This is a genomic window from Pontibacter arcticus (assembly GCF_003284895.1).
GTDB classification, from domain to species: domain Bacteria; phylum Bacteroidota; class Bacteroidia; order Cytophagales; family Hymenobacteraceae; genus Pontibacter; species Pontibacter arcticus.
The window spans coordinates 454,432-474,624 of record NZ_QMDV01000003.1; the positions used below are offsets into that span (position 1 = coordinate 454,432).

Below are 20,193 nucleotides of genomic sequence, written 5' to 3' on the forward strand. Positions count from 1 at the left end.
ATGACGAAGAGCTTAACTGCAGAGTTGGGGAGATTAGCAGCCAGCCAGGCGCTATATCCAAAAGAGTCGATGCTGGCCATTGATGAACGTAAGCACAGCCTGTTTATCGGTATTCCAAAAGAATCATCTTTTCAGGAAAACAGGATCGGGCTCACACCTGATGCAGTAAAACAACTCATCGACCACGGCCATACCATCTGGATCGAGACAGGTGCCGGAGAGCCATCCAAATACTCGGACCACGAATACTCGGAGGCAGGGGCTAAAGTGGTTTATGCTACCCCGGAAGTATACGAGGCCGATATCATACTTAAAATTGCCCCGCCTACTTACGACGAGATTGCCTACCTCAAGCCTGGCCAGACTTTAATTTCTGCGTTGCACTTCGGCAACCTGACGTCCGATTACATCAATGCGCTGCTTAAGAAAAAGATAAACGCTATTTCGTTTGAGCTGATACGTGATAAATCGGATTCGAAACCGGTTGTACGTGCCATGAGCGAAATTGCAGGCAGCACCGTTATGCTGATCGCAGCGCATTACATGAGCAGCAGCGAAGATGGCAAAGGTATGATACTAGGCGGCATAACCGGCGTACCACCATCCAAAGTAGTTATACTTGGGGCCGGCACCGTAGCCGAATATGCGGCGCGCGCTGCACTGGGTTTAGGGGCAGAAGTAAAAGTATTTGACAATCATATCTATAAATTACGCCGGCTGAAGCATAACATCGGCGCACAGCTTTTTACCTCCACATTAGATAAAGCCGTACTCTACAACGAAATAAAGCAGGCTGATGTGGTAATTGGCGCACTGGTGGCCGAAGACAGTGTGATGCCTTGTATGGTTGAAGAAGCTGTGGTAAGCCAGATGGCAGCTGGTTCGGTTATTATTGATGTATGCATCGACCAGGGGGGCTGTTTTGAAACGTCAGAGCTTACCTCGCATAGCCGCCCGATCTACCGCAAGTATGATATCATTCATTATTGCGTACCTAACATTGCATCGCGGGTGCCGCGTACAGCATCCAACGCATTAAGTAATATCTTCACGCCCATCTTCACCGAAATTTCAAAGTATGGCGGCATCAACGAAGTGCTGTTCACAAATGAGCATTATCGCAACGGTGTATATATTTACCGCGGCAGCCTCACCAACAGTACCATCGCTAAAAAATTCGGGATGCGTTACAAAGAGTTAGGGTTGATGATCGCCGTCAGAAATTAAAAAAACAATCAAAATAAAGTTTAAAACCCGCTACTAAGGCGGGTTTTAAACTTTACGGGGCTTCGGGAACGCTTAGCTGCTTTTGCATACAAACGCTGTTTTCTACATTTTCATACTGTCCGTAATTGGGCATGCGTATGTAGCCGCTTTTAGTATAAAGCGCGATGGCTTCAGGTTGCGCCATGCCGGTTTCCAGTATCAACTTACTAAATTGTAGTTCAGTTGCCCAGCTTTCCAGTTCGGTTAGTATTTTGCCTGCTATGCCCTGGCCACGATAGCCCGGGCGAACAAACATTCTTTTAACTTCGCCAACGCCGGATTCGTGCATTTTTACAGCACCACAGCCCACTGCCACATCATCTAAATAAGCAACTACCGTATTTTTTATCGTATCCAGTTTATTATACTGTGCATAAAAAGAGTAGTCCTCGCCATCCCTTACCTTCAGGTCTTGGTCAAGCGAAACAACTAACTCCTTAAAGTCAGGATCAGAAGCGTCGGTTCTTTTAATTTTCAGCATGGGTAAGGTTGATATAAGTATGATTTATACTTCGGCAGCGAGCAATAACACCTTCCAGGCAGCGAGTACCTGATTTTCTTCCAGCAACTTCTTCCCTAACTCTTCAAGCTCTTTTCTTAAAGCTTCAGGGTCATTATTATACTTGGCTAGGAGCTGGGCTACCTGTGGGTCTGTTTTGTAAGCATTAACTTCATCCGGGGCAGGTATAACTTCAGTGTTGCCTAAGCGGCCCAGGTTGTTACCCGTCAGAATGGAGCTGTTCCGGATAAAAGCCGGCAGCTGGTCTACGCCGATGCCTTTGTTGCGTACGGGCTTCGGAAGTTCGAAAATAGCGTCTCCGTTGGCTCTCAGGTAATAATCGCCGCCCATTCTGGCCACGGCATCCAGCTTAAAAGGATCAATTTTACCGGCGGCATCCAGTATACTTTCCTGCACATGTATAAGTAAAACTTCACATATTATAAGATTTCCGGCGCCACCTTCGTTACCTAAACTGATAACCTCGTTTACCTTGCATTCGAACGCCACAGGAGCTTCCAGTACGCGCGGAGCTTTTACCAGTTCTGATTTTTGTGGGGTAAGGCCGGATTTTACGAACTCATTTACGCCAAAATCGTATTCGGTGCTGGCCAAAGACATTTGTTCTACTATAACATGGTTGGCAATGTTGATAACCACTTCGTTCGTCTGGAGCACGTTTTCCAGGGTATGCTTGGTGGTGTTATCGCGCACGCGTCGGGCAGGCGAGAAAACAAGTATAGGCGGGTTGGCACTGAATACATTAAAAAAGCTGAACGGGCTGAGGTTAACGTTGCCGTCAGTATCTGTAGTGCTGGCAAATGCAATAGGCCTGGGCGCAATGGCACCAAGCAGGAGCGCATGTACATCGGCTGTGCTGGCTTCTTTCGGGTTAATTGTTTTCATGGTGATCAGGATACAGCGCCTTTAAAGTACAGGCATCAGGTAAATTAAAAAAATAGTTAAACGAATCGTAAACAAAAAGCGCACAAGTATAGTAAAGGTCAAATATTGTGACTGGCTGTTACTTCTTAAAATCCGGATGTAACAGCAGCCATATGTGCACCGGCTGCAAAACTACAAAACCGGCAGGCAATTACACATAACTTACCAGGTAAACAAACAGGCTATCTTAAATCAACTTTCTTATGATCTGCGATTACTGCTGATAAGTATAACATATAGTATAAAGCTGTGAATACGGCATATTTTGGTAAACAATTAAAGTATAAAATACAGGATCCATTCAGCAAATTCCTGTATAGCAAGCACCTCTTCAAAATTCAAGATTAATTTAACCCTTAGGCCCCACGGTGGTAAAAATGAGACAATCCTTCTTATTCCTTCTTATTCTACTTGTATCTGCTTCGTGCAGCAACAGAAACCTTGCTTATTTCAGTGATCTTCGCCAGCAAGGCGAGTACAAAGAGCAAATCACAAACGAGAATGAACCCAAAATACAACCCGACGACCTGCTGAGCATCTCTATCAGCAGCCTTAGCCCTGAAGCAACTGCTGTATTTAACAGAGGCGTACAAACCCAGATAAGCAGTTCGAATGCAAGCAGCCATCGTAACATTGATGACGGTTATCTGGTAGACAAAGAAGGTTTTATAGATTTTCCGGTAATCGGGAAAATGAAGATGGCCGGACTTACAAAGGCGCAGGCCAGAGATAAGATCGTAAAAGAACTGCAGCAGTACCTGAAACGCCCAACAGCTAACATCCGCTTCCTGAATTTCAGGGTAACGGTAGTAGGAGAAGTAGGACGCCCGTCTACGTTCACTATTCCTTCTGAGAAAATTAACGTATTAGAAGCGTTGGGCATGGCCGGCGACATGACTGCTTATGGTAAGCGCGATAACGTACTTATAATACGGGAAGAAGGTGGTGTTCGTAAAATGGCCCGCCTGAACCTGAACTCGAAAGAGACCTTTAACTCACCCTACTTTTACCTGCAGCAAAACGATGTGATCTATGTGCAGCCAAACTCAACAAAAGCAACGCAGGCAACAACAGATTTGCGCTTTGCCACGCTTTTTATCGGACTTACATCAACTGTAGCACTCATTATTTCAAGATTATATTAATAAGTAACCCTTTATATGGTTGATAAAACAATGCTTCTGGTAGAATCAGAAGAAACAAATTTTAAAACGACGCTCCTTAAATACCTCCGGAACTGGTATTGGTTTGTGATAACCACCGTTCTGTGCTTGATAGGCGCATACCTATACCTGCAGTATACCACGCCGGAATATATGGTTAGCAGCACTATCCTGATCAAGGACAACAACAGCGAAAGAAGCAGCTCGAAAGATGTTGACCTGAGCGCTACCGAACTCATCAAGTACGACAAGAACATCGAAAATGAGCTGGCCGTACTAAAATCAAGAGGGCTGATGCAGCTTGTGCTGGATGACTTAGCCTTGAATACCAGTTATTATGTGGAAGGACAGTACATCAACGAAGAGATCTACGGAGACCAGTTACCTGTTCGCGTAATTGTAAACAAGCTGTTGCCTTCCGCTTACGGGCAGGAGATATCGCTGTACATCAACAATAGCAACAGCTTTAGCCTCGAAGACGAGTTTGGTGTAAAGACCTACAACTTCGGTAAAAGCATTACCACACCGTACGGTACCTTTACAGTAGTAGCGGCTCCGAAAGGCTATGCCAACAACTTCGAGAAAATAATCGTGAAGTTCGTGGACACCGAAAAAATGGCGAGCTGGTATGCCAGCAAACTGCAGGTAGCTGTGATGAACAAAAACTCAAGCGTTATCATGCTGTCTATTACGGACCCGGTGCAGCAAAAAGGGATCGATGTAATCAACAAACTGATCGAGTTTTATAACAAAGAAGCTATTGCCGATAAAAAAGCAACGGCAGCCAACAGCCTTCAGTTTCTGGATGGCCGCTTAAAATACCTGATCAGGGAACTGACGGATGTGGAAGGCAATGTGGAGCGTTATAAAATGCAGTACGATGTAACCGATGTAAACTCAGAAGCGCAGTTATACTTAGAGAAATCAACGGATTACAACAGGCAGTTGTCTGAGTGGAACGCCCAGTTATCGGTGTTGCAGACCATTGAAACCTACCTGACCAAAGACCGCAATAACACCAAACTGGTGCCCAGCTCACTCAATATCCAGGATGCAACGCTTCAGGATCTGATCAAGAAGTACAACGAGCTGCACATGGAGCGCGAAACACTTCTGCGAACGATGCAGGCCAATCACCCGCTTGTTCAGAACATAAACGACCAGTTAGGTAACCTGCACAGCAACATCCTGGAAAACCTTCGCAACATTAAAAAAGGCTTACAGATTAACCGCGATAACCTCCAGAACAACTATGCACAGGTACAGTCTAAAAAGCAACTGGTGCCATCCATAGAGCGCGAGTTACTTGAGATTAACCGACAGCAGGGCACTAAAGAAGGCCTGTATTTATACTTGCTTCAGAAACGCGAAGAATCGGCTTTATCGCTGGCGGCAAACGTAAACAGTACCCGCTTACTGGATAAGGCTATGGCCTCGCCGAACCCGGTTACGCCACGCAAACCGCTTATTTACCTGCTTGCTTTTCTGGCAGGTATGATTCTGCCAGCCGCAGTGGTTAACATAAAAGGCATGCTGAATGATAAAGTACAGCACAAGGCCGATATTAATGCACTTACTAAAACGCCTATACTTGGGGAGCTATCGCATAACCATACCGGCGAAGCTTTTGTGGTAACCAGCAATAACCGAAGCCCGGTGGCAGAGTTGTTCAGGCTGGTGCGTGCCAACCTGCAGTTTGCAGCCGTAGGCAACGAGAACAAAGTAATGCTGGTAACATCCAGTATGAGCGGCGAGGGTAAAACCTTTTTCAGCTTGAACATTGCTGCCAGCTTGGTGCTTACCGGTAAAAAAGTAGTGGTGCTCGAGTTTGACCTTAGGCGGCCAGGCCTGTTGAAGAGCGTTGGCTTAACCAGCAATTATGGTATCAGCAACTACCTGATCTCGGAAAATCCTTCGATTGATGATGCACTTATCGCGTTGGATAACATGCCGGGACTTTACCTGGTGGGAGCAGGCCCGATTCCGCCAAACCCGTCGGAGATGATGATCCACCACCGCGTGGAAACGCTGATAAACGAACTGAAGACCATGTTTGATTATGTAGTGATCGATACGGCCCCGATCGGGCAGGTAGCCGATGCACTGGCGCTAGCTCCTTACATCGATTCCAGTATCTATATCGTCAGGTATAATTATACTTCGAAAGACCAGATTCAGATCATCGACGATATCTACAGAAACAAAAAACTGAAACACCCGATGCTTGTGCTCAACGATGCTAAAAAGCAGAATGGCTACGGATACGGCTATGGCTACGGCTACAGCGAAGAACCGGAAACCTGGAGCACAAAACTAAGAAAGAAAGCGAAAGTATAAGCTCGCTTTCTATAACTTATACTTTGCAGGATCATGTACCGACAGTTGCCCTGCTGCGTGCATGATTCTGTTCAGGTATCTCTGGTTGGAGATACTGCCCAAGCTTAACTTTTACGCCCTTTTTCTAATTCCCTGATGGAAGTCCCTCATCTCAAAACAAAAATTATCAGTGGTATTTTCTGGAATATAACCCAGCTTGCGGTAAACAAAATGTTTGCCTTTATCATAAAGCTTGTACTGGCCAGATTGCTTTTTCCTGAAGAATTTGGTCTGGTGGGAATGGCAGTTGTATTTACCACTTTTATTCAGGTTTTCAATGATCTGGGTCTGGGTGGAGCACTGGTACAACGCAAAGACGAAGACCTGAGAGAAGCGCATTACCATACTGCTTTCTGGACCGGCATTGCCTGGTCGGTCGTTATTTATCTGATTATTACTTTTATTGTAGCACCGCTTGCTGCCATGTTCTACGGAGAGCCGTTGCTGCGCAGCGTGATACCTGTATTAAGTATAGGCGTACTGGCCAGTCCTATTAACCTGGTGCACAGAGCGCAGCTAACAAAGCAGATGAATTTCAAGAAGCTTGCTTTTATTAACAATGCCCCTGTTATTTTTTCCGGAGTGGTTTCCATTACGCTGGCTTTTATGGGCTTTGGTGTATGGTCTCTGGTATTTAACTCAGTGGCTGCCTTTGTGGTAGCTATGCCGCTTTATTTTATGGCTACCCACTGGATGCCTAAATTTATCTGGGAGAAAGAAGCCTTTAATGACATCTTTGGTTTTGGTATGTTTACTACCGGTAGCAGTGTAGTGAATGTGGTAGTAGCTAATATTGATTATTTGTTGATCGGTAAGTTATTGAGCGCTGCCGCACTAGGTAAGTATACGCTCGCTTTTGTGCTGACAGATACCTTCCGGAATAAAATGACTACCATGATAAACCGCGTGATGTACCCGGTTTACGGCAAAAAGCAAGGCAACCCAAAAGCGCTGCGGAACTTCTATTTTAAAGTTGTAAAGTATAATAGTATCTGTATTTACCCGGTCATGCTGTTCCTTATCATACTTGGGGAGCCTTTTGTCATTAATGTTTTCGGGGAGAAGTGGATAGAAGCAGTTGGCCCGTTAAAGATTCTGGCCTTTTCTGTGATGATCCATATACTTGTTAACAGCCACGCCATCCTTATCAGAGGGCTCGGTAAAGCCCGCCTCGAAATGCGGATCCAGTTTCTGAAAGCAGCTTTATACGTGCCTACCATTGCAGCTGGTATTTATTTCTACGGAACAGAAGGAGCCGCCTGGGCTTACGTTTTCAACAAGGTGCTGGAAGTTATAATTGCCCAGTATTACCTTAAAAAGCTGGTCGATATTACACCGCTAGACCTTTTCATGACCATGCGCCCGCCTTTACTGGCAAGCATTGTTACGTTTGCGATCACGTATATGCTCTATGTCCTGGGGCTGCATTATATCTTATGCACCCTTGTACTCGGTATCACTTTCGGGGCTATCATCTGGCTATCCATGAAAGCGGAGTTGCTGGAGAATATTACCAGTATTAAGAACATGCGCAAAAAAGTAAGCCCGGTGGCCTAAATAAACTCATTAGCTGCAAAGTATAGCTTCGCTTAAAATTTTAAAAACATGACTTTAGTAACGGTTGTAATTCCCTGCCATAACTGCGAAAAATGGATTGCAAGAGCAGTTAACAGCGTCCTGGCCCAAACACATCAACAGTTTAATATTATACTTGTTGAAAACAACTCCACGGATAGCACGCTGCAGGTTTTAAAGCAACTGGAGGAGGAACACCCCGGCGTTATCCGTGTGTACATCGAAACTAAAAAAGGCGCCTGTGCCGCCCGTAACTTAGGCATATCCAAAGCAACAGGCGAGTGGGTACAGTTACTGGATGCCGATGATGAGCTTTTGCCTCAGAAAATAGAAAAGCAACTGGCGCTTGCCCAAAGCCAGCAGGCCGATGTTGTGATCGGGAATTATGTCAGGTATAACCAGACTATAACCGGCGAAACCTACAAAGTAAAGATACTGGCTGATAAAGACCCCTGGGCTGGCCTCATCAAATCTAAATTAGGTATTACCAGCGCCAACCTCTGGCGTCGGGAAAGCTTGTTAAAAGTAAATGGTTTGGATGAAGCCAAGCCATCTTCGCAGGAGTATGATCTGATGTTCAGGTTGTTGCAGGCGGGTGCGGTGTTTACGGTAAGCGATGCGTTCGATACCATTATTTACAAACAGCCGGAATCGGTTTCGAAGACAAGCGATGCTGCCAAAACCACGCGTATACTTTTGGGCAGGTATAACCTCCGGATAGAAATACTAAAAGCGCTGCAGGAAAAAGGCCTTCTAAAGCATGCTTATAAACAAGAGCTGTACAAAGCATTATACGCCATTCTGATGTCGGTTAGCGAGGTTGATATGCCCTTGTTCAAAGAAAAAATGCGTGAGTTTAACTTTAAAGAGCTTGGCCTTAAAAACAGATTACGTATTTACCAGCACTTTATCCAGTATAACCCGAAGCGGAAATATTCGCGTTCCAACTTGCTGCTTAACCTCACAGAATTCAACTTTTTTGCGCTCAAACACATCCATTTACTAAAATATTAAACGTAAGGTCGGCTTTTCTCTCCTGAGTTTCGTATGCTGACTGTTACCTATATATTTTAAACTCTATATGAGTCTTGATACACCATTCGTTTCTGTTATAATTCCAACTTACCGCGACTGGGGCAGGTTGGCAGTTTGCCTGAAGGCGCTGGCCGACCAAACCTACCCGGCAGACGCTTTTGAAGTGATTGTGGTAAACAACGACCCGAAAAACCGCGTGCCTGATAATTATACTTTGCAGCCTAATGTACAGGTACTGACAGAGGCTAAAACAGGTTCTTATGCAGCACGAAACCTGGGCTTAAGTATAGCCAAAGGCGAAGTGATCGGTTTCACGGATTCGGATTGTATTCCAGCCGTTAACTGGATCGAAGCAGCTGTTTCATACTTTAAAGCCAACCCGACTTTTGACAGGATAGGAGGAAAGGTAGAGTTATTTATAGCCGGCAAAAAACATACGCTGGCAGAAGCTTACGAAGTGGTATACGCTTTCCGGCAGGAAGATAATGTATCCAGGAGCACATCGGTTACGGCCAATATGTTTACCAAACGCAAGGTATTTGATGCAGTGGGCCCGTTTAATGCGGATATGTTTTCGGGTGGCGACTTTGAATGGGGGATGCGTGCCGGTGCCAAAAATTACAGGATCGGGTTTAGTGCCGATGTTGTTGTGAAGCATCCTGCGCGCCGGGAACTGAAGCAGCTCATCAACAAGATCAAGCGTGTGGCGGAAGGAAAAGCAAACGAGGGTACCCGCAGCCAGCAACCTGTTAAACGTTTCCTGGAGTTTTTGTACGAAGCCCGCCCGCCGGTAAACGAACTAAAGCAGATATATGCGCGGGGTAGCGCGTTAAGCTTTGCTCAAAAGATGCAGGTATTTATACTTCGCTACCGGATACGGGTACAGCGCGCGTACGAAGAAATGAAAATCTATAATGGCGCAAAGCCTTTCAGAGATATTGTAACATCTTAACATACCGTAAACGGGCAAATCTTGTGTGGAACTATACTTTGGCTCAATGAAAATATAGTTCTGCTAAAGTACAATATACGTGTGTTTAATATTATTTAATTTTAATCAGAATTACACTATTTAATTATCGTTAAGTGCCTTATTCAGCTTAATTTAATAGGTTGTAACACAAAAGAGAGTATATGGCTTAATAGCCTTTGTTTTAACTTTTTAAGGGAAAGTTTATAATTCAAATTGGGCCTTAACCTGTTAAAATGCTGTACTGCTTAACTAAATGTTGTAAGTCTACTTAAACTTTAGCTTTATGTTAAAACTTTTAGGAAACCTTGTTAGTACCATCACCAAAACTGGAAATGTAAAATATCATTCAAAATTCTCTGACCGGATCAGAAACAGGCACCGGCAGTTTTGGGAGGCAGCAGATGCTGAAATTGTTCGGAACACATTATTGCATGCACACGATCCGATCGAGAAATGGAAAGATGCAGAAAACTGGCAACGGAAGCTAAGCAACAAGTATAACTCCAGAGAGTTTGCCAAAAAGCATGGCTGCAAAGTAGCGGAACTGTATTGGAAAGGCAGAAACATAAACGAACTGCCTTTCGATAAATTACCTGATCATTACGTTATCCGGCCCACGATCGGGCATTCGTGCCAGCTTGTTTTCCTGATGAGCGGTACAACCAACCTGATGGATAAAAAAACGTACAGCCACTCCGAGATTGCAGCTTTGCTAAAAGAACAGGTTGCCAAAAATCCATACCTGGAGTTTCTGGTAGAAGAGTTTATCAGAACGGAAGATGGCGAGTACAGAATTCCGAAGGATTATAAATTTTATATGTTTTCCGGCCAGATTGCCCGTATTGAGGTAATCAACCGTATAAGCTCAAGCGAAGGCAGAACCAGCCTTTACAACGAGCATTGGGAGCAAATGGTAAACATTGGTAAGAAATATGGCCAGAACGCCGTTTACGAAGAGCCACCCCAGTGCCTGCCTGAACTGATAGAACAAGCAAAGACCCTGAGCAAGGCTTATGATATTTTTGTGAGGATAGATTTTTACGCTACCGATAAAGGAGCTGTATTCGGAGAGTTTACCCCGACACCTGGTGTAGGCAAATTTTTTACGAACGAAGCCGATGCCATGTTTGAAGGGTACTGGGCCAGGTACTGTAAAAATAAAATCTAACAACCATTTTTACGTTCGAATAGCAGATGCCAGACAATTTACTTGCTGATACCTTTCTTATATAAATCATTGCGGCCTGGCACCCAGAAGCCAGGCCGGTAAAAAACCTGCCCTAAACTATCATCAGCCTTTACGCCCGATTTTATTATGAATACTAACCACCCTGGCTTTACAGTTATTATCCCGGTGCATAATAAACTGCCGCACCTGGAGCGATCCATTCATTCCGTGCTCAACCAAACATATGCGGACGTTGAGCTTATACTTGTAGATGACGCTTCTACAGACGGCTCAACTGAGAAACTGGCAACATTTAACGATCCAAGGGTAAAAAAATTCAGGAGGGATGTGCCCGGACCGGGCGGGTATGCTGCCCGTAACGTAGGCATACACCATGCTACCAAGGAGTGGATCTGTTTTCTGGATGCCGATGATGAATGGGAATTAAATCTGTTGGAGACCTTGGCAGCTGAAATTAACAAGGACCAGGAGCTCGAAACCATTTGCTGGGGTTGGTATTTGACAACAGGCCAGAACAAAGTATTGAACCCGTATTCAGCCCAGAATAAGCAGGTAGCATCCAGAACCATAACGCTGGTTGATTTTCTGATCGGGCCGCAACAAATCTGGACCGGTGCCGTGGCATTTAAGAAATCGTTAATAATAAAAGCAGGTGGTTTTCCGGAACAGGGCTTTAAGCGTGGTGGCGATATGGATACCTGGACCAGGTGCTTGTGGTATAGCAAGAAAAGTATCTGGCTGAATAAAGCGATGTCGTACTACTACCTGGATTCTGTAAACATGGTAACGCAGCATACCGGCCGTAACATCGATTTTATTTTCTCGCCTTTTCTGGAGAGTCTGCTGCAAAAAGGCGACCCTGAAGTGAAAGAAGCCATCCATAATTACCGGAACCGGTATTTATACATTATGCTGAACGGGCAGGTATACGAGGGCAAAGGTATAAACTACGGTGTCCTGAAAAAGATGTATCTTAACAAACAGGCGGTGTGGCTAACGGCTAAGCTACACTTAAATAAACTGCGCCTCGCCGTAAAAGCCTGATCGTCTGAACTTATAAATCTGGGTAGTATAAAACATCTTTAGCATTACTTTCAGTTAAATATGTTACCGTTTACATCGTCAGACTAAATAAAAATTACGTCATTGCATACTGGCTGGTCCAGAACCGTACAAACAGTTAATAGGAACTGCTCCAATTAAATTAAAATGGTAAGAGAATATTTGGCTCAGACAGGACCTGAGATTGTGCTTGAGAACAGAAGAAAAATGCAGCTCGACTGGGGCTTCATTTTAACTATCCTGGCTGTGGCAAGTACGTTTTTAGGCAACTCGCTGGTGAGGCTGGATCTTGGCATTTTTACCTTGTACCCGCTGCGTTTACTTGGCTTTATGGGCGTGTTTTACATGCTCATTAACCAGAAGTGGGATGACCCTTTTCTGTCGTTTACCTCCAAGTTTATCTTCTTTATGATGATACTGGGGTTTATCAGTATTTTCTGGGCGCCCGACACAGTACTGGCTATTAAAGAATTTGGGGTACTGCAAACAGGCCTAACCTTAACCTGGCTCCTAACCAAGTACATTAACACTGAAAAGCGCGTGGAGCTGGTCTTGCTGATCTGGGTGCTGGGAGCCATACTTGTAAACATGATCGGGCTTTGGGAAGTTGTAAACCAGAAATTCCTGATCGTGGAGAAAATGGGCGGCAAACTGGAAAGGGAAATCGAACGAATCGGGGCACTGGCACCACGTTCTATCTTTGTAAACCAGAACAATTATGCATTCTTTAATGCGATAACAGCACCGGTGCTGCTTGGTATGTTCGTTAAGAAAACACGCCCGTTGTGGCATTATTTAGTTACCGGCTTTAGCTTGGCGCTCAGTGTTTATCTGCTTATCAGCTCCTACTCCAGGGCTGCGATGGGAGGTTTTGCACTGGCACTAATCTTTTTTGCTGTCTTCACATTCTTTACTAAAAGTAATCATAAGATAAGTGTACTGAAGTTACTGGGCATTGCTGCTATAGCTATTGCACTGATCGTGGCAGTAAATACCTCATTACTGGATGTGATTACGAATAAACTAGACATGGTAGTCGAGAAAAATAACCAGCGCACCGATGAGAGTCGGGCAGATATCTATGCCGAAAACCTGGCGCTTGTAGCAAATAACCTTGGCATAGGCATGGGCCCGGGCTCGTCTTACGATAAAGTTGATAACCTGCCACCGCATAATTTTTTCCTGCAAATATTGGTAGAATACGGGCTTGTAACTGTATTGGGTTTTCTTTGGATCTTTTATAGGGTATTTAAAAGATACGGCTTGTATAAACAAGTTATGCCGGATGCTTTGCCCTATATCTTACGAGCTTCCATACTTGCTTTTCCGTTAATGAGCATCGGACCAAGCTCTATTGTAGGCGAGGGTATCTTCTGGTTATGGTTCGGATTTATCATTGCCTATAGCTCCATTATGCTGCGCAAATACTGCAGTGTATTGCCCCCAAAGGAGATTGATTAAAATGTAAAGAATTAAATCTCAGGTATATCTGCCTAGGCTCAAACTAAATTATAACATGAAGAAAATCTGCTTTTTTCCGGGCACGCTTGCGCTTGGGGGCATTGGAAAGCTATTTGTTAACCTGATCGAAGAATATGCAGCTCGCAACATAGCTGTTGACGTTTTCCTGACAAAAAAAGAAGGCGAATTTCTAGACCAGATTCCGGCCAATGTACGCATTATCGAGGGCAAGGGCCGTGCCCTTACCAGCATCCCGAAGTTTATTAAGTATCTGAATGCTGAACGCCCCGATGCTGTGATTTCTGCACGGGAGTTCCTTAATATCGTGAACATTGCTTGCTGCGCGTGTTCTTCGGCTCCGACGCTACCGGTCGTGTCGCTGCACACTAACCAAACTGCTCAGAACTTTTACACCAACACTGATAAGAGCCTCTACTCCAATTCTTACTTTATCAGAATGGCCAGGATGCTCTACAAGAAGCCGAAAAAGATCATTGCCGTATCGGGTGGCGTGGCCGATGACTTTGCTATGCGGATGGGGGTGCCGCGCCAGAAGATCGAGGTGATCTACAATCCGGTTTATAAAGAGTATGTAGAAGAAGCCGCGCCTGTTAACCAAACCTTCCAGACTTTCACTAAAGATGGGCGCAGATTCATAGTAGGTGTAGGCCGCTTTGCCCTGCAAAAGGACTTCAGCACCCTGCTTAAAGCCTTCCACCTGGTAAGGAAAACCGATGACATTACGTTGATCTTATTAGGAGAAGGCCCCTTGCGGCAGGAGCTTGAAGCAGAAATAAAATCGTTAGGCTTAACTGAAAATGTTTTGCTGCTGGGCTTTGTTGATAACCCGTTATATTACATAAAGCGGGCAGCAGCCATTGCCGTTTCCTCCAAGTTTGAAGGTTTTGGGAATATAATTGTAGAGGCATTAGGTGTAGGAACGCCAGTTGTTTCTACTGATTGCCCGAGCGGGCCGAGCGAGATTCTGGAAAATGGCAAGTATGGAAAACTGGTACCAGTAGGAGATCCGCAGGCTATGGCCACTGCTATAGTAGAAACACTCCACGAAACCCATAATCCGGCTGCCCTAATTGCCCGCGCACGGGATTTTGCTGTTCCTAAAATTGCGGACGAGTACCTGGCTTATATTTACAGCAATTAAAGAATCGCTTCATAAAGAAAAAATGCCTGCAACGTTAACGTTGCAGGCATTTTTTCTTTATGAGCATTTGTTAGTTAATGTACTAAGAGGTTTTTGCTGTCTACTGAAATAAGGGATGTAGTTGGATGGTTTAAATAAGATTCGAGTTCATGGGTTTTGTAAACATTTAAAGCCGTTTTAGCGAGAGGTAAAAATCCTTCCAGTTTAACGCCTCTTATCTCTTTGTATTCCCATTCTTTCTGGCCGTTAGCATAAGGTAACATCCATAAAAAGCCTTTTTTCAGGTTTTTGCCATCCTTCGAAGTATAATTCCAGATATCTACGCCAGCCTTATCGCCAATTTTAGCCAGGCTACTCCATCCGTTCAGGTTTTTTATACTATACGTCCAGGCTCTGGAGCGCTTCAGTTCGTACGGCTGGCGGCCTTCTTCATCAAACTGCTTATCAATTCTCTTTAGGGTAGTGTTGGTAAGGTATTTTCTGGCCAGTGGTTTGTTCCCCGAAAACATAGCGTAAGTAACAACCTGCAGGTCGTAAAATGTACCGATATTATTTGGTTCTTTTACGCCATCTTTGCCGACCTCGCTGGTCAGCATCCAGTTTACAAATTGCCCGAACCAGTTTTGCAGCGCTTTCTGGTTGGCTGCTGTCCACGCTTCCGAGCCTTGCAATAATTGCACACCATCAATTAACCGGGTAAAATGCTGGGTATCTATCAAACCAATCGCACGCCCGTCGTTCACTCCCCTGATCGACTGGCCAAAGTTCAGGTTCGGATTCATTTTAGTTTCGGCGTCTATAAAGAAAATGCATAACAGGTCAGCCGCTTTTTTAGCGTATTGTTCTCTGCCGGTAAAGTAATAGGCAAGGCCCAGTGTTTCTACATCTCTGCTGATATTTACCACATGCTTCTGATCCTTTACACTATTTACTTCCGGATTGGTCTTGCCGTCCTTATTAATATAAGGTAGTCCATCAGCCGTATAAGGGTTTGGCCACCAGTAAGGCGCCAGGCTCATATAATCGTTCTTGCTGCCGCTTGGAGGCGTAAGGGCTTTATCGGTAATGGTATACGGTTTTTTTTGCAGGATCTTATCTGCTTTAAAGATTAGCTCGTTAACAGCAACCTGGTGCGCTAAACTGCCGCGCTCCACCTTCAGCTTATTTTGCAGCAGTTGTTCGCCATTAAGTATAAAGGTTTCGGGTATGGCCTGTGCAGAAGCTGCCGGGAAGTATAAAAGTTGTAACAGAATAAAAAAGGGTACTATCTGAAGTATAAATTTCATATTATATTTTTGGGCTTATGCGTTGGGTCTGAATAAGTATACATACTTACAGAAACAAAACGCTTGTACTGCTTTATTTAGTCTCAAAACAAAACTTACAAAACTAAAAAACTGCTTCAGTAAAGCAGAAATACCTATACTCTATACAGCGCTTATAGTTATAAGTATAGCTCCTCTGTAAAGTTTCAGGCTTCAAAAGTATGTGCCTGTAGGTCAGCAAAAAAAGTAAGCAAATTTTGTGCGCAATTACAGAACAAAATATGCACAACATAAGTAAGGGTATACCTATACTACACCACCTGAATTTTTTTTATAAAAGATAGGTTTATAAAGAGTTTGCAGCCTATAAGAGCAATTACCAAACCAAACCGATCAGTACCTTACTAACAGTCTTTTAAAGTAAGAACGTGTGCTGTGCCCAAAATTTAAAGTTAATAACGATTAAGTAATCAAAGAATGAGAAAAACTTCTACTCCTGGTTTCAGGCAGTTGATACGTGTAACAGGCAGCCTCGCACTGTCTTTAAGCTTCCTGCTGTTTTTTACGATCAACGCACAGGCCGCAGGCAAAAAAACTGCTTCGCTTTGGCAATCAACTCAAACAGAATTCCTGGCATCACAGGCCTGGGCCGCGCCGCTGCTGGCTGTAGCCGGCGAGGAAATACGAATCAACTTTCAGCCATCCACTTCGTCGGTTCCTACAGGGTATAAAGCTGATACGGGCTTACCTTATGATGCCGGCCGTGGCTATGGCTGGATCGATCCGGTTACAAAAGCACCCGCTGATTTAACGCCTAACACCCGCATACGCTCTGGTTCTGATGCACTTCAGTTAAAGACCATTGTGCAGATGCAGGATAATACCAAAGGCCAGGTATACGGCACCTGGGAATACGCAGTGGCTAATGGTACTTATACGGTAACAGTAAGTGTAGGCGACCCTAGTTACTATGACAGCAAACACCAGGTAAACGTGGAAGGTGTAACAGCTATTACTGGTTTTGTGCCAACCTCCTCATTAAAGTATAAAACTGCAACGGTAGAGGTACAGGTGCAGGATGGTAAACTAACAGTGGATGCCAACGGCGGTACCAATACTAAAATGAACTACATTTCGATCACTTCTCAGGCAGATGAACCTGAAGTGCCACCAACCACTGGCAAAGAAGAGCTTGTTAACTTCCAGACAGCTGCTTCGGCTACGCCAACAGGGTATAAAGCTGATACGGGATCACCGTACGATGCTGCACGCGGTTTCGGCTGGATCGACCCGGTAACAAAAGCACCTGCCGATTTAACACCTAATACCCGTTTGCGCACAGGTTCTGATGCGCTTCAGTTAAGGACCATTGTGCAGATGCAGGACAATACCAAAGGCCAGGTGTACGGCACCTGGGAGCATGCCGTTTTAAATGGCACCTACCGTGTTACTGTCAGCGTAGGCGACCCTAGTTATTACGACAGCAAGCACCAGATAAACGTGGAAGGCGTAACAGCCATCTCCGGATTTGTACCAACATCTGCTTCGAAGTATAGATCTGCTACGGTGGATGTACAGGTGCAGGACGGCAAACTAACAGTGGATGCCAACGGCGGTACCAATACCAAGATGAATTATATCACCTTTACGCCGATATCAACGGAAGCAGATGTAACACCACCTGCGGTTACAATGAATGTTTCGGGTAATTTGCAATCGCCGGGTGTATATAACACGGAAGCACAGGTAGCCATCGCTGCCACGGATGTTAGTGGATCTGGTGTTGCCAAGATCGAGTACAGCGTTAACAATGGCGCTTACACGGCTTATACTTCTCCGGTGAAATTTACACAGATCGGAAGCTATACTGTAAAAGCGCGGGCCACTGATAATGCCGGTAACCAGGCTGTTAAAGAAGCCAGCTTCAGTGTTGCCGCAGCAACAAAATCGAATACGTACCTGGTGTTGCAGAACATGGATGGCTTCCTGGCAAGCGATGTGCTTACGTTCTCTAATATCCAGATTCCATGGAGACGTACCAACGATGACGGTACCTTTACGCCATACAACGAAAACCACAACAAAGTACGCCTGCGCCTTTATAACAAAGGAATAGGTACCCTGATGGTGAACAACCTGACTTTATCTGATGCAACTGCCTGGAAAATTGAGCTGCTTAATGGCGCAGCGTACGATCCTGCTACGGCAAAACCATTCTCCATCAGCTCGAAAGGCTATGCAGAACTGGTAGTTGAGTTTATAGCAAAAGACCAGGCAACACGTGTAAAAGTTGTACCGGGCACCCTGCGCATCTCATCCAACGATGACCTGGCTCCAGAAAAAGAAGTGAAACTGTATGGCCTGTGGCAGAAAGAAGGCGAAGGCAATTCGGAGCCCTGGGCTCAGGAGATCATCAATGCATTCGGGTTTAAGACAAGGGTTGGTTTCAACTCAAATGATGGCGCGTCGGATGGTAGAACGATCATTGCTAACTCCGATGAAGTAAACGTTTCATACTTCCTGCAGGCCGATCCAAGCAAGCCGGTGCGTGTGGTACAGATGGCAGCTTACCACGGTTGCTGCTCCTCCAGAGAAACACTGCAACGCTTTGATAAAGCAAGTGGTGCAATCACTACCGTTGTAACGCATAATGCGCTGGATGGCCAGTCGCTGTTGCCAAGACGGAATGGCTCTACTACTGCCGTTGCCGAAGCCTCTTTTACACCAACAGCTGCATTTGGCTTTAAGGTAACAAGCAATTACACAGACAGAACCAAGAACTCGGAAGGCAGATTAGGCGGGCGTGTATGGAAAGCCATTGATGCCAACGGAAACATAATTCCGAACACCTTTATTTTAGGGATGGATTATCTGGGTACTACATACACCAACTATGATTACCAGGATAACATTTACTACATCACCAATGTGAAGCCTGATGGCGGACCAGCCTTCTATTCTGAGTTGGTTGCAACACCTTCTGCGTTAACATTCGATGCCCAGACTATTGGCGGCAACCAGACTATAACAGTACCGCTTAAAAATGCCGGGCAAACTTATGCTACCGGAAGCGATCCTGCTATACAAGTAAAAAGTGTGGCATTGGTAGGCCCGGATGCAAACGACTTTAAATTGGGTACTTTCACTGCGACAACGCTCCCGGTACAAGGCACCATGAACCTGAATGTGAGCTTTAACCCAGCTACAAAAGGGTTGAAAAATGCTGCCTTGCTGGTTTATCATAACAACAGCGAGTCGCCGTTACGCATACCGTTGTATGGCATCGCAAACGAAAGTGGTACCACTACAACCATTGTAAAACGCATCAAAGGTGCGGCCGATGCAAACGTAACCATTGCGGGTAAAGTATGGGAAGCGGATATTAACTATAGAAAAGGCTCCATTAAACTGGATCAGCAGCTGGTAGCTTCACCGATTGCAGCAACAGATGAAGATGTGCTTTATCAGACCTACTTATCGGCGGCGGCTAACCTGGCCGAAACACGCTATGATATTCCGGTAGCCAACGGCACGTACCTGGTACGCATGCACCTGGTAGAGAACTTCTTTTCGGATGCAGGCAAGCGCGTGGTAAGTATAACCGCCGAAAATGTGCGCAAGATCACGAACCTGGATGTCTTCAGTGAAGTAGGTTACCGGACAGCGCTGGTGAAGGATATGGAAGTAACTGTGACCGATGGAATGCTTAACTTCAAATTTAACCCAACCGAAAACCGCGTAGCCATTGCAGGCCTGGAATTGTACCGTACTACAACAAGCAGTGCCTTAACTTCGCAAGAAAATTTGCAGTCTTTTGCTAAAACTATTGAAAGTGGCAAAGCACTGCAGGTTTATCCTAACCCATTGAGCGGTAATGTATTAAATGTGAATCTTGCAGGGTTCGAAGCCCAGGAAAATATCACCATTCAGTTGTATGATCTGTCCGGACGCTTAGTAAGGTCAGAAAATGTAAACGCTAACGGGCAAGGCACGTATAACTCCCCGATTTCACTTGGTAATACATTACGTAAGGGTTTATATATTATAAAGGCTAGTGCAGCTTCAGGCAGTGCCCGAACTAAACTTATACTTGAGTAAAGGTCTTTAATTGTTCAACCGGCTTACGTAAGCAATATAGCATAACAAGGGGTAGCCACTTAACAGGCTACCCATGTTATGTTTAAGTGCAGTATGAGAAGCTGATCAGATTAATTTTCCTTTT

The 20,193-nt window shown here is 44.9% G+C and carries 14 protein-coding genes; 11 read left to right on the top strand and 3 right to left on the bottom strand.

What is annotated here, in order from left to right; genetic code table 11:
* Complete coding sequence (locus DP923_RS11525) at positions 1–1,227, top strand: alanine dehydrogenase (protein ID WP_112306000.1); 1,227 nt, start codon at positions 1–3, stop codon at positions 1,225–1,227.
* Between the two features lie 52 nt (positions 1,228–1,279).
* On the opposite strand, the gene DP923_RS11530 is transcribed toward DP923_RS11525, so the two are convergent.
* Complete coding sequence (locus tag DP923_RS11530) at positions 1,280–1,747, bottom strand: GNAT family N-acetyltransferase (RefSeq protein WP_112306001.1); 468 nt, start codon at positions 1,745–1,747, stop codon at positions 1,280–1,282.
* Between the two features lie 24 nt (positions 1,748–1,771).
* A complete protein-coding gene (locus DP923_RS11535) occupies positions 1,772–2,671 on the bottom strand; it encodes a flavin reductase family protein (RefSeq protein WP_112306002.1) in 900 nt (299 codons plus the stop codon).
* Between the two features lie 416 nt (positions 2,672–3,087).
* On the opposite strand from DP923_RS11535, the gene DP923_RS11540 reads away from it, so the two are divergent.
* The 9 genes from DP923_RS11540 (at position 3,088) to DP923_RS11580 (ending at position 14,706) form a co-directional block, all read left to right on the top strand.
* Positions 3,088–3,855: a polysaccharide biosynthesis/export family protein gene (locus DP923_RS11540; RefSeq protein ID WP_112306003.1), complete on the top strand. Its 768-nt coding sequence runs from the start codon at positions 3,088–3,090 to the stop codon at positions 3,853–3,855.
* A gap of 15 nt (positions 3,856–3,870) precedes the next feature.
* Positions 3,871–6,210, top strand: coding sequence for a GumC family protein (locus tag DP923_RS11545; protein ID WP_112306004.1), 2,340 nt, complete (start codon positions 3,871–3,873; stop codon positions 6,208–6,210).
* A gap of 135 nt (positions 6,211–6,345) precedes the next feature.
* Entirely contained in the window at positions 6,346–7,806 is a 1,461-nt protein-coding gene (locus tag DP923_RS11550) for a lipopolysaccharide biosynthesis protein (RefSeq protein ID WP_112306005.1), read from the top strand.
* A 48-nt stretch (positions 7,807–7,854) separates the two neighbouring features.
* Positions 7,855–8,838, top strand: coding sequence for a glycosyltransferase family 2 protein (locus DP923_RS11555; protein ID WP_112306006.1), 984 nt, complete (start codon positions 7,855–7,857; stop codon positions 8,836–8,838).
* Between the two features lie 67 nt (positions 8,839–8,905).
* The gene (locus DP923_RS11560; protein WP_112306007.1) at positions 8,906–9,811 is read left to right on the top strand and encodes a glycosyltransferase; all 906 of its coding nucleotides are present in this window, start codon (positions 8,906–8,908) and stop codon (positions 9,809–9,811) included.
* A gap of 304 nt (positions 9,812–10,115) precedes the next feature.
* The gene (locus DP923_RS11565; protein ID WP_112306008.1) at positions 10,116–11,000 is read left to right on the top strand and encodes an ATP-grasp fold amidoligase family protein; all 885 of its coding nucleotides are present in this window, start codon (positions 10,116–10,118) and stop codon (positions 10,998–11,000) included.
* 147 nt (positions 11,001–11,147) lie between these two features.
* Complete coding sequence (locus DP923_RS11570; RefSeq protein ID WP_112306009.1) at positions 11,148–12,065, top strand: glycosyltransferase family A protein; 918 nt, start codon at positions 11,148–11,150, stop codon at positions 12,063–12,065.
* Positions 12,066–12,230: 165 nt separating this feature from the next.
* A complete protein-coding gene (locus tag DP923_RS11575) occupies positions 12,231–13,544 on the top strand; it encodes an O-antigen ligase family protein (protein WP_112306010.1) in 1,314 nt (437 codons plus the stop codon).
* A 55-nt stretch (positions 13,545–13,599) separates the two neighbouring features.
* A complete protein-coding gene (locus DP923_RS11580; RefSeq protein ID WP_112306011.1) occupies positions 13,600–14,706 on the top strand; it encodes a glycosyltransferase in 1,107 nt (368 codons plus the stop codon).
* Positions 14,707–14,780: 74 nt separating this feature from the next.
* Here DP923_RS11580 and DP923_RS11585 read toward each other — a convergent pair whose 3' ends face one another.
* Entirely contained in the window at positions 14,781–15,992 is a 1,212-nt protein-coding gene (locus DP923_RS11585; protein WP_112306012.1) for an alginate lyase family protein, read from the bottom strand.
* Between the two features lie 456 nt (positions 15,993–16,448).
* On the opposite strand from DP923_RS11585, the gene DP923_RS11590 reads away from it, so the two are divergent.
* Entirely contained in the window at positions 16,449–20,069 is a 3,621-nt protein-coding gene (locus tag DP923_RS11590) for a malectin domain-containing carbohydrate-binding protein (RefSeq protein ID WP_112306013.1), read from the top strand.
* The last annotated feature ends 124 nt before the right edge of the window (positions 20,070–20,193 follow it).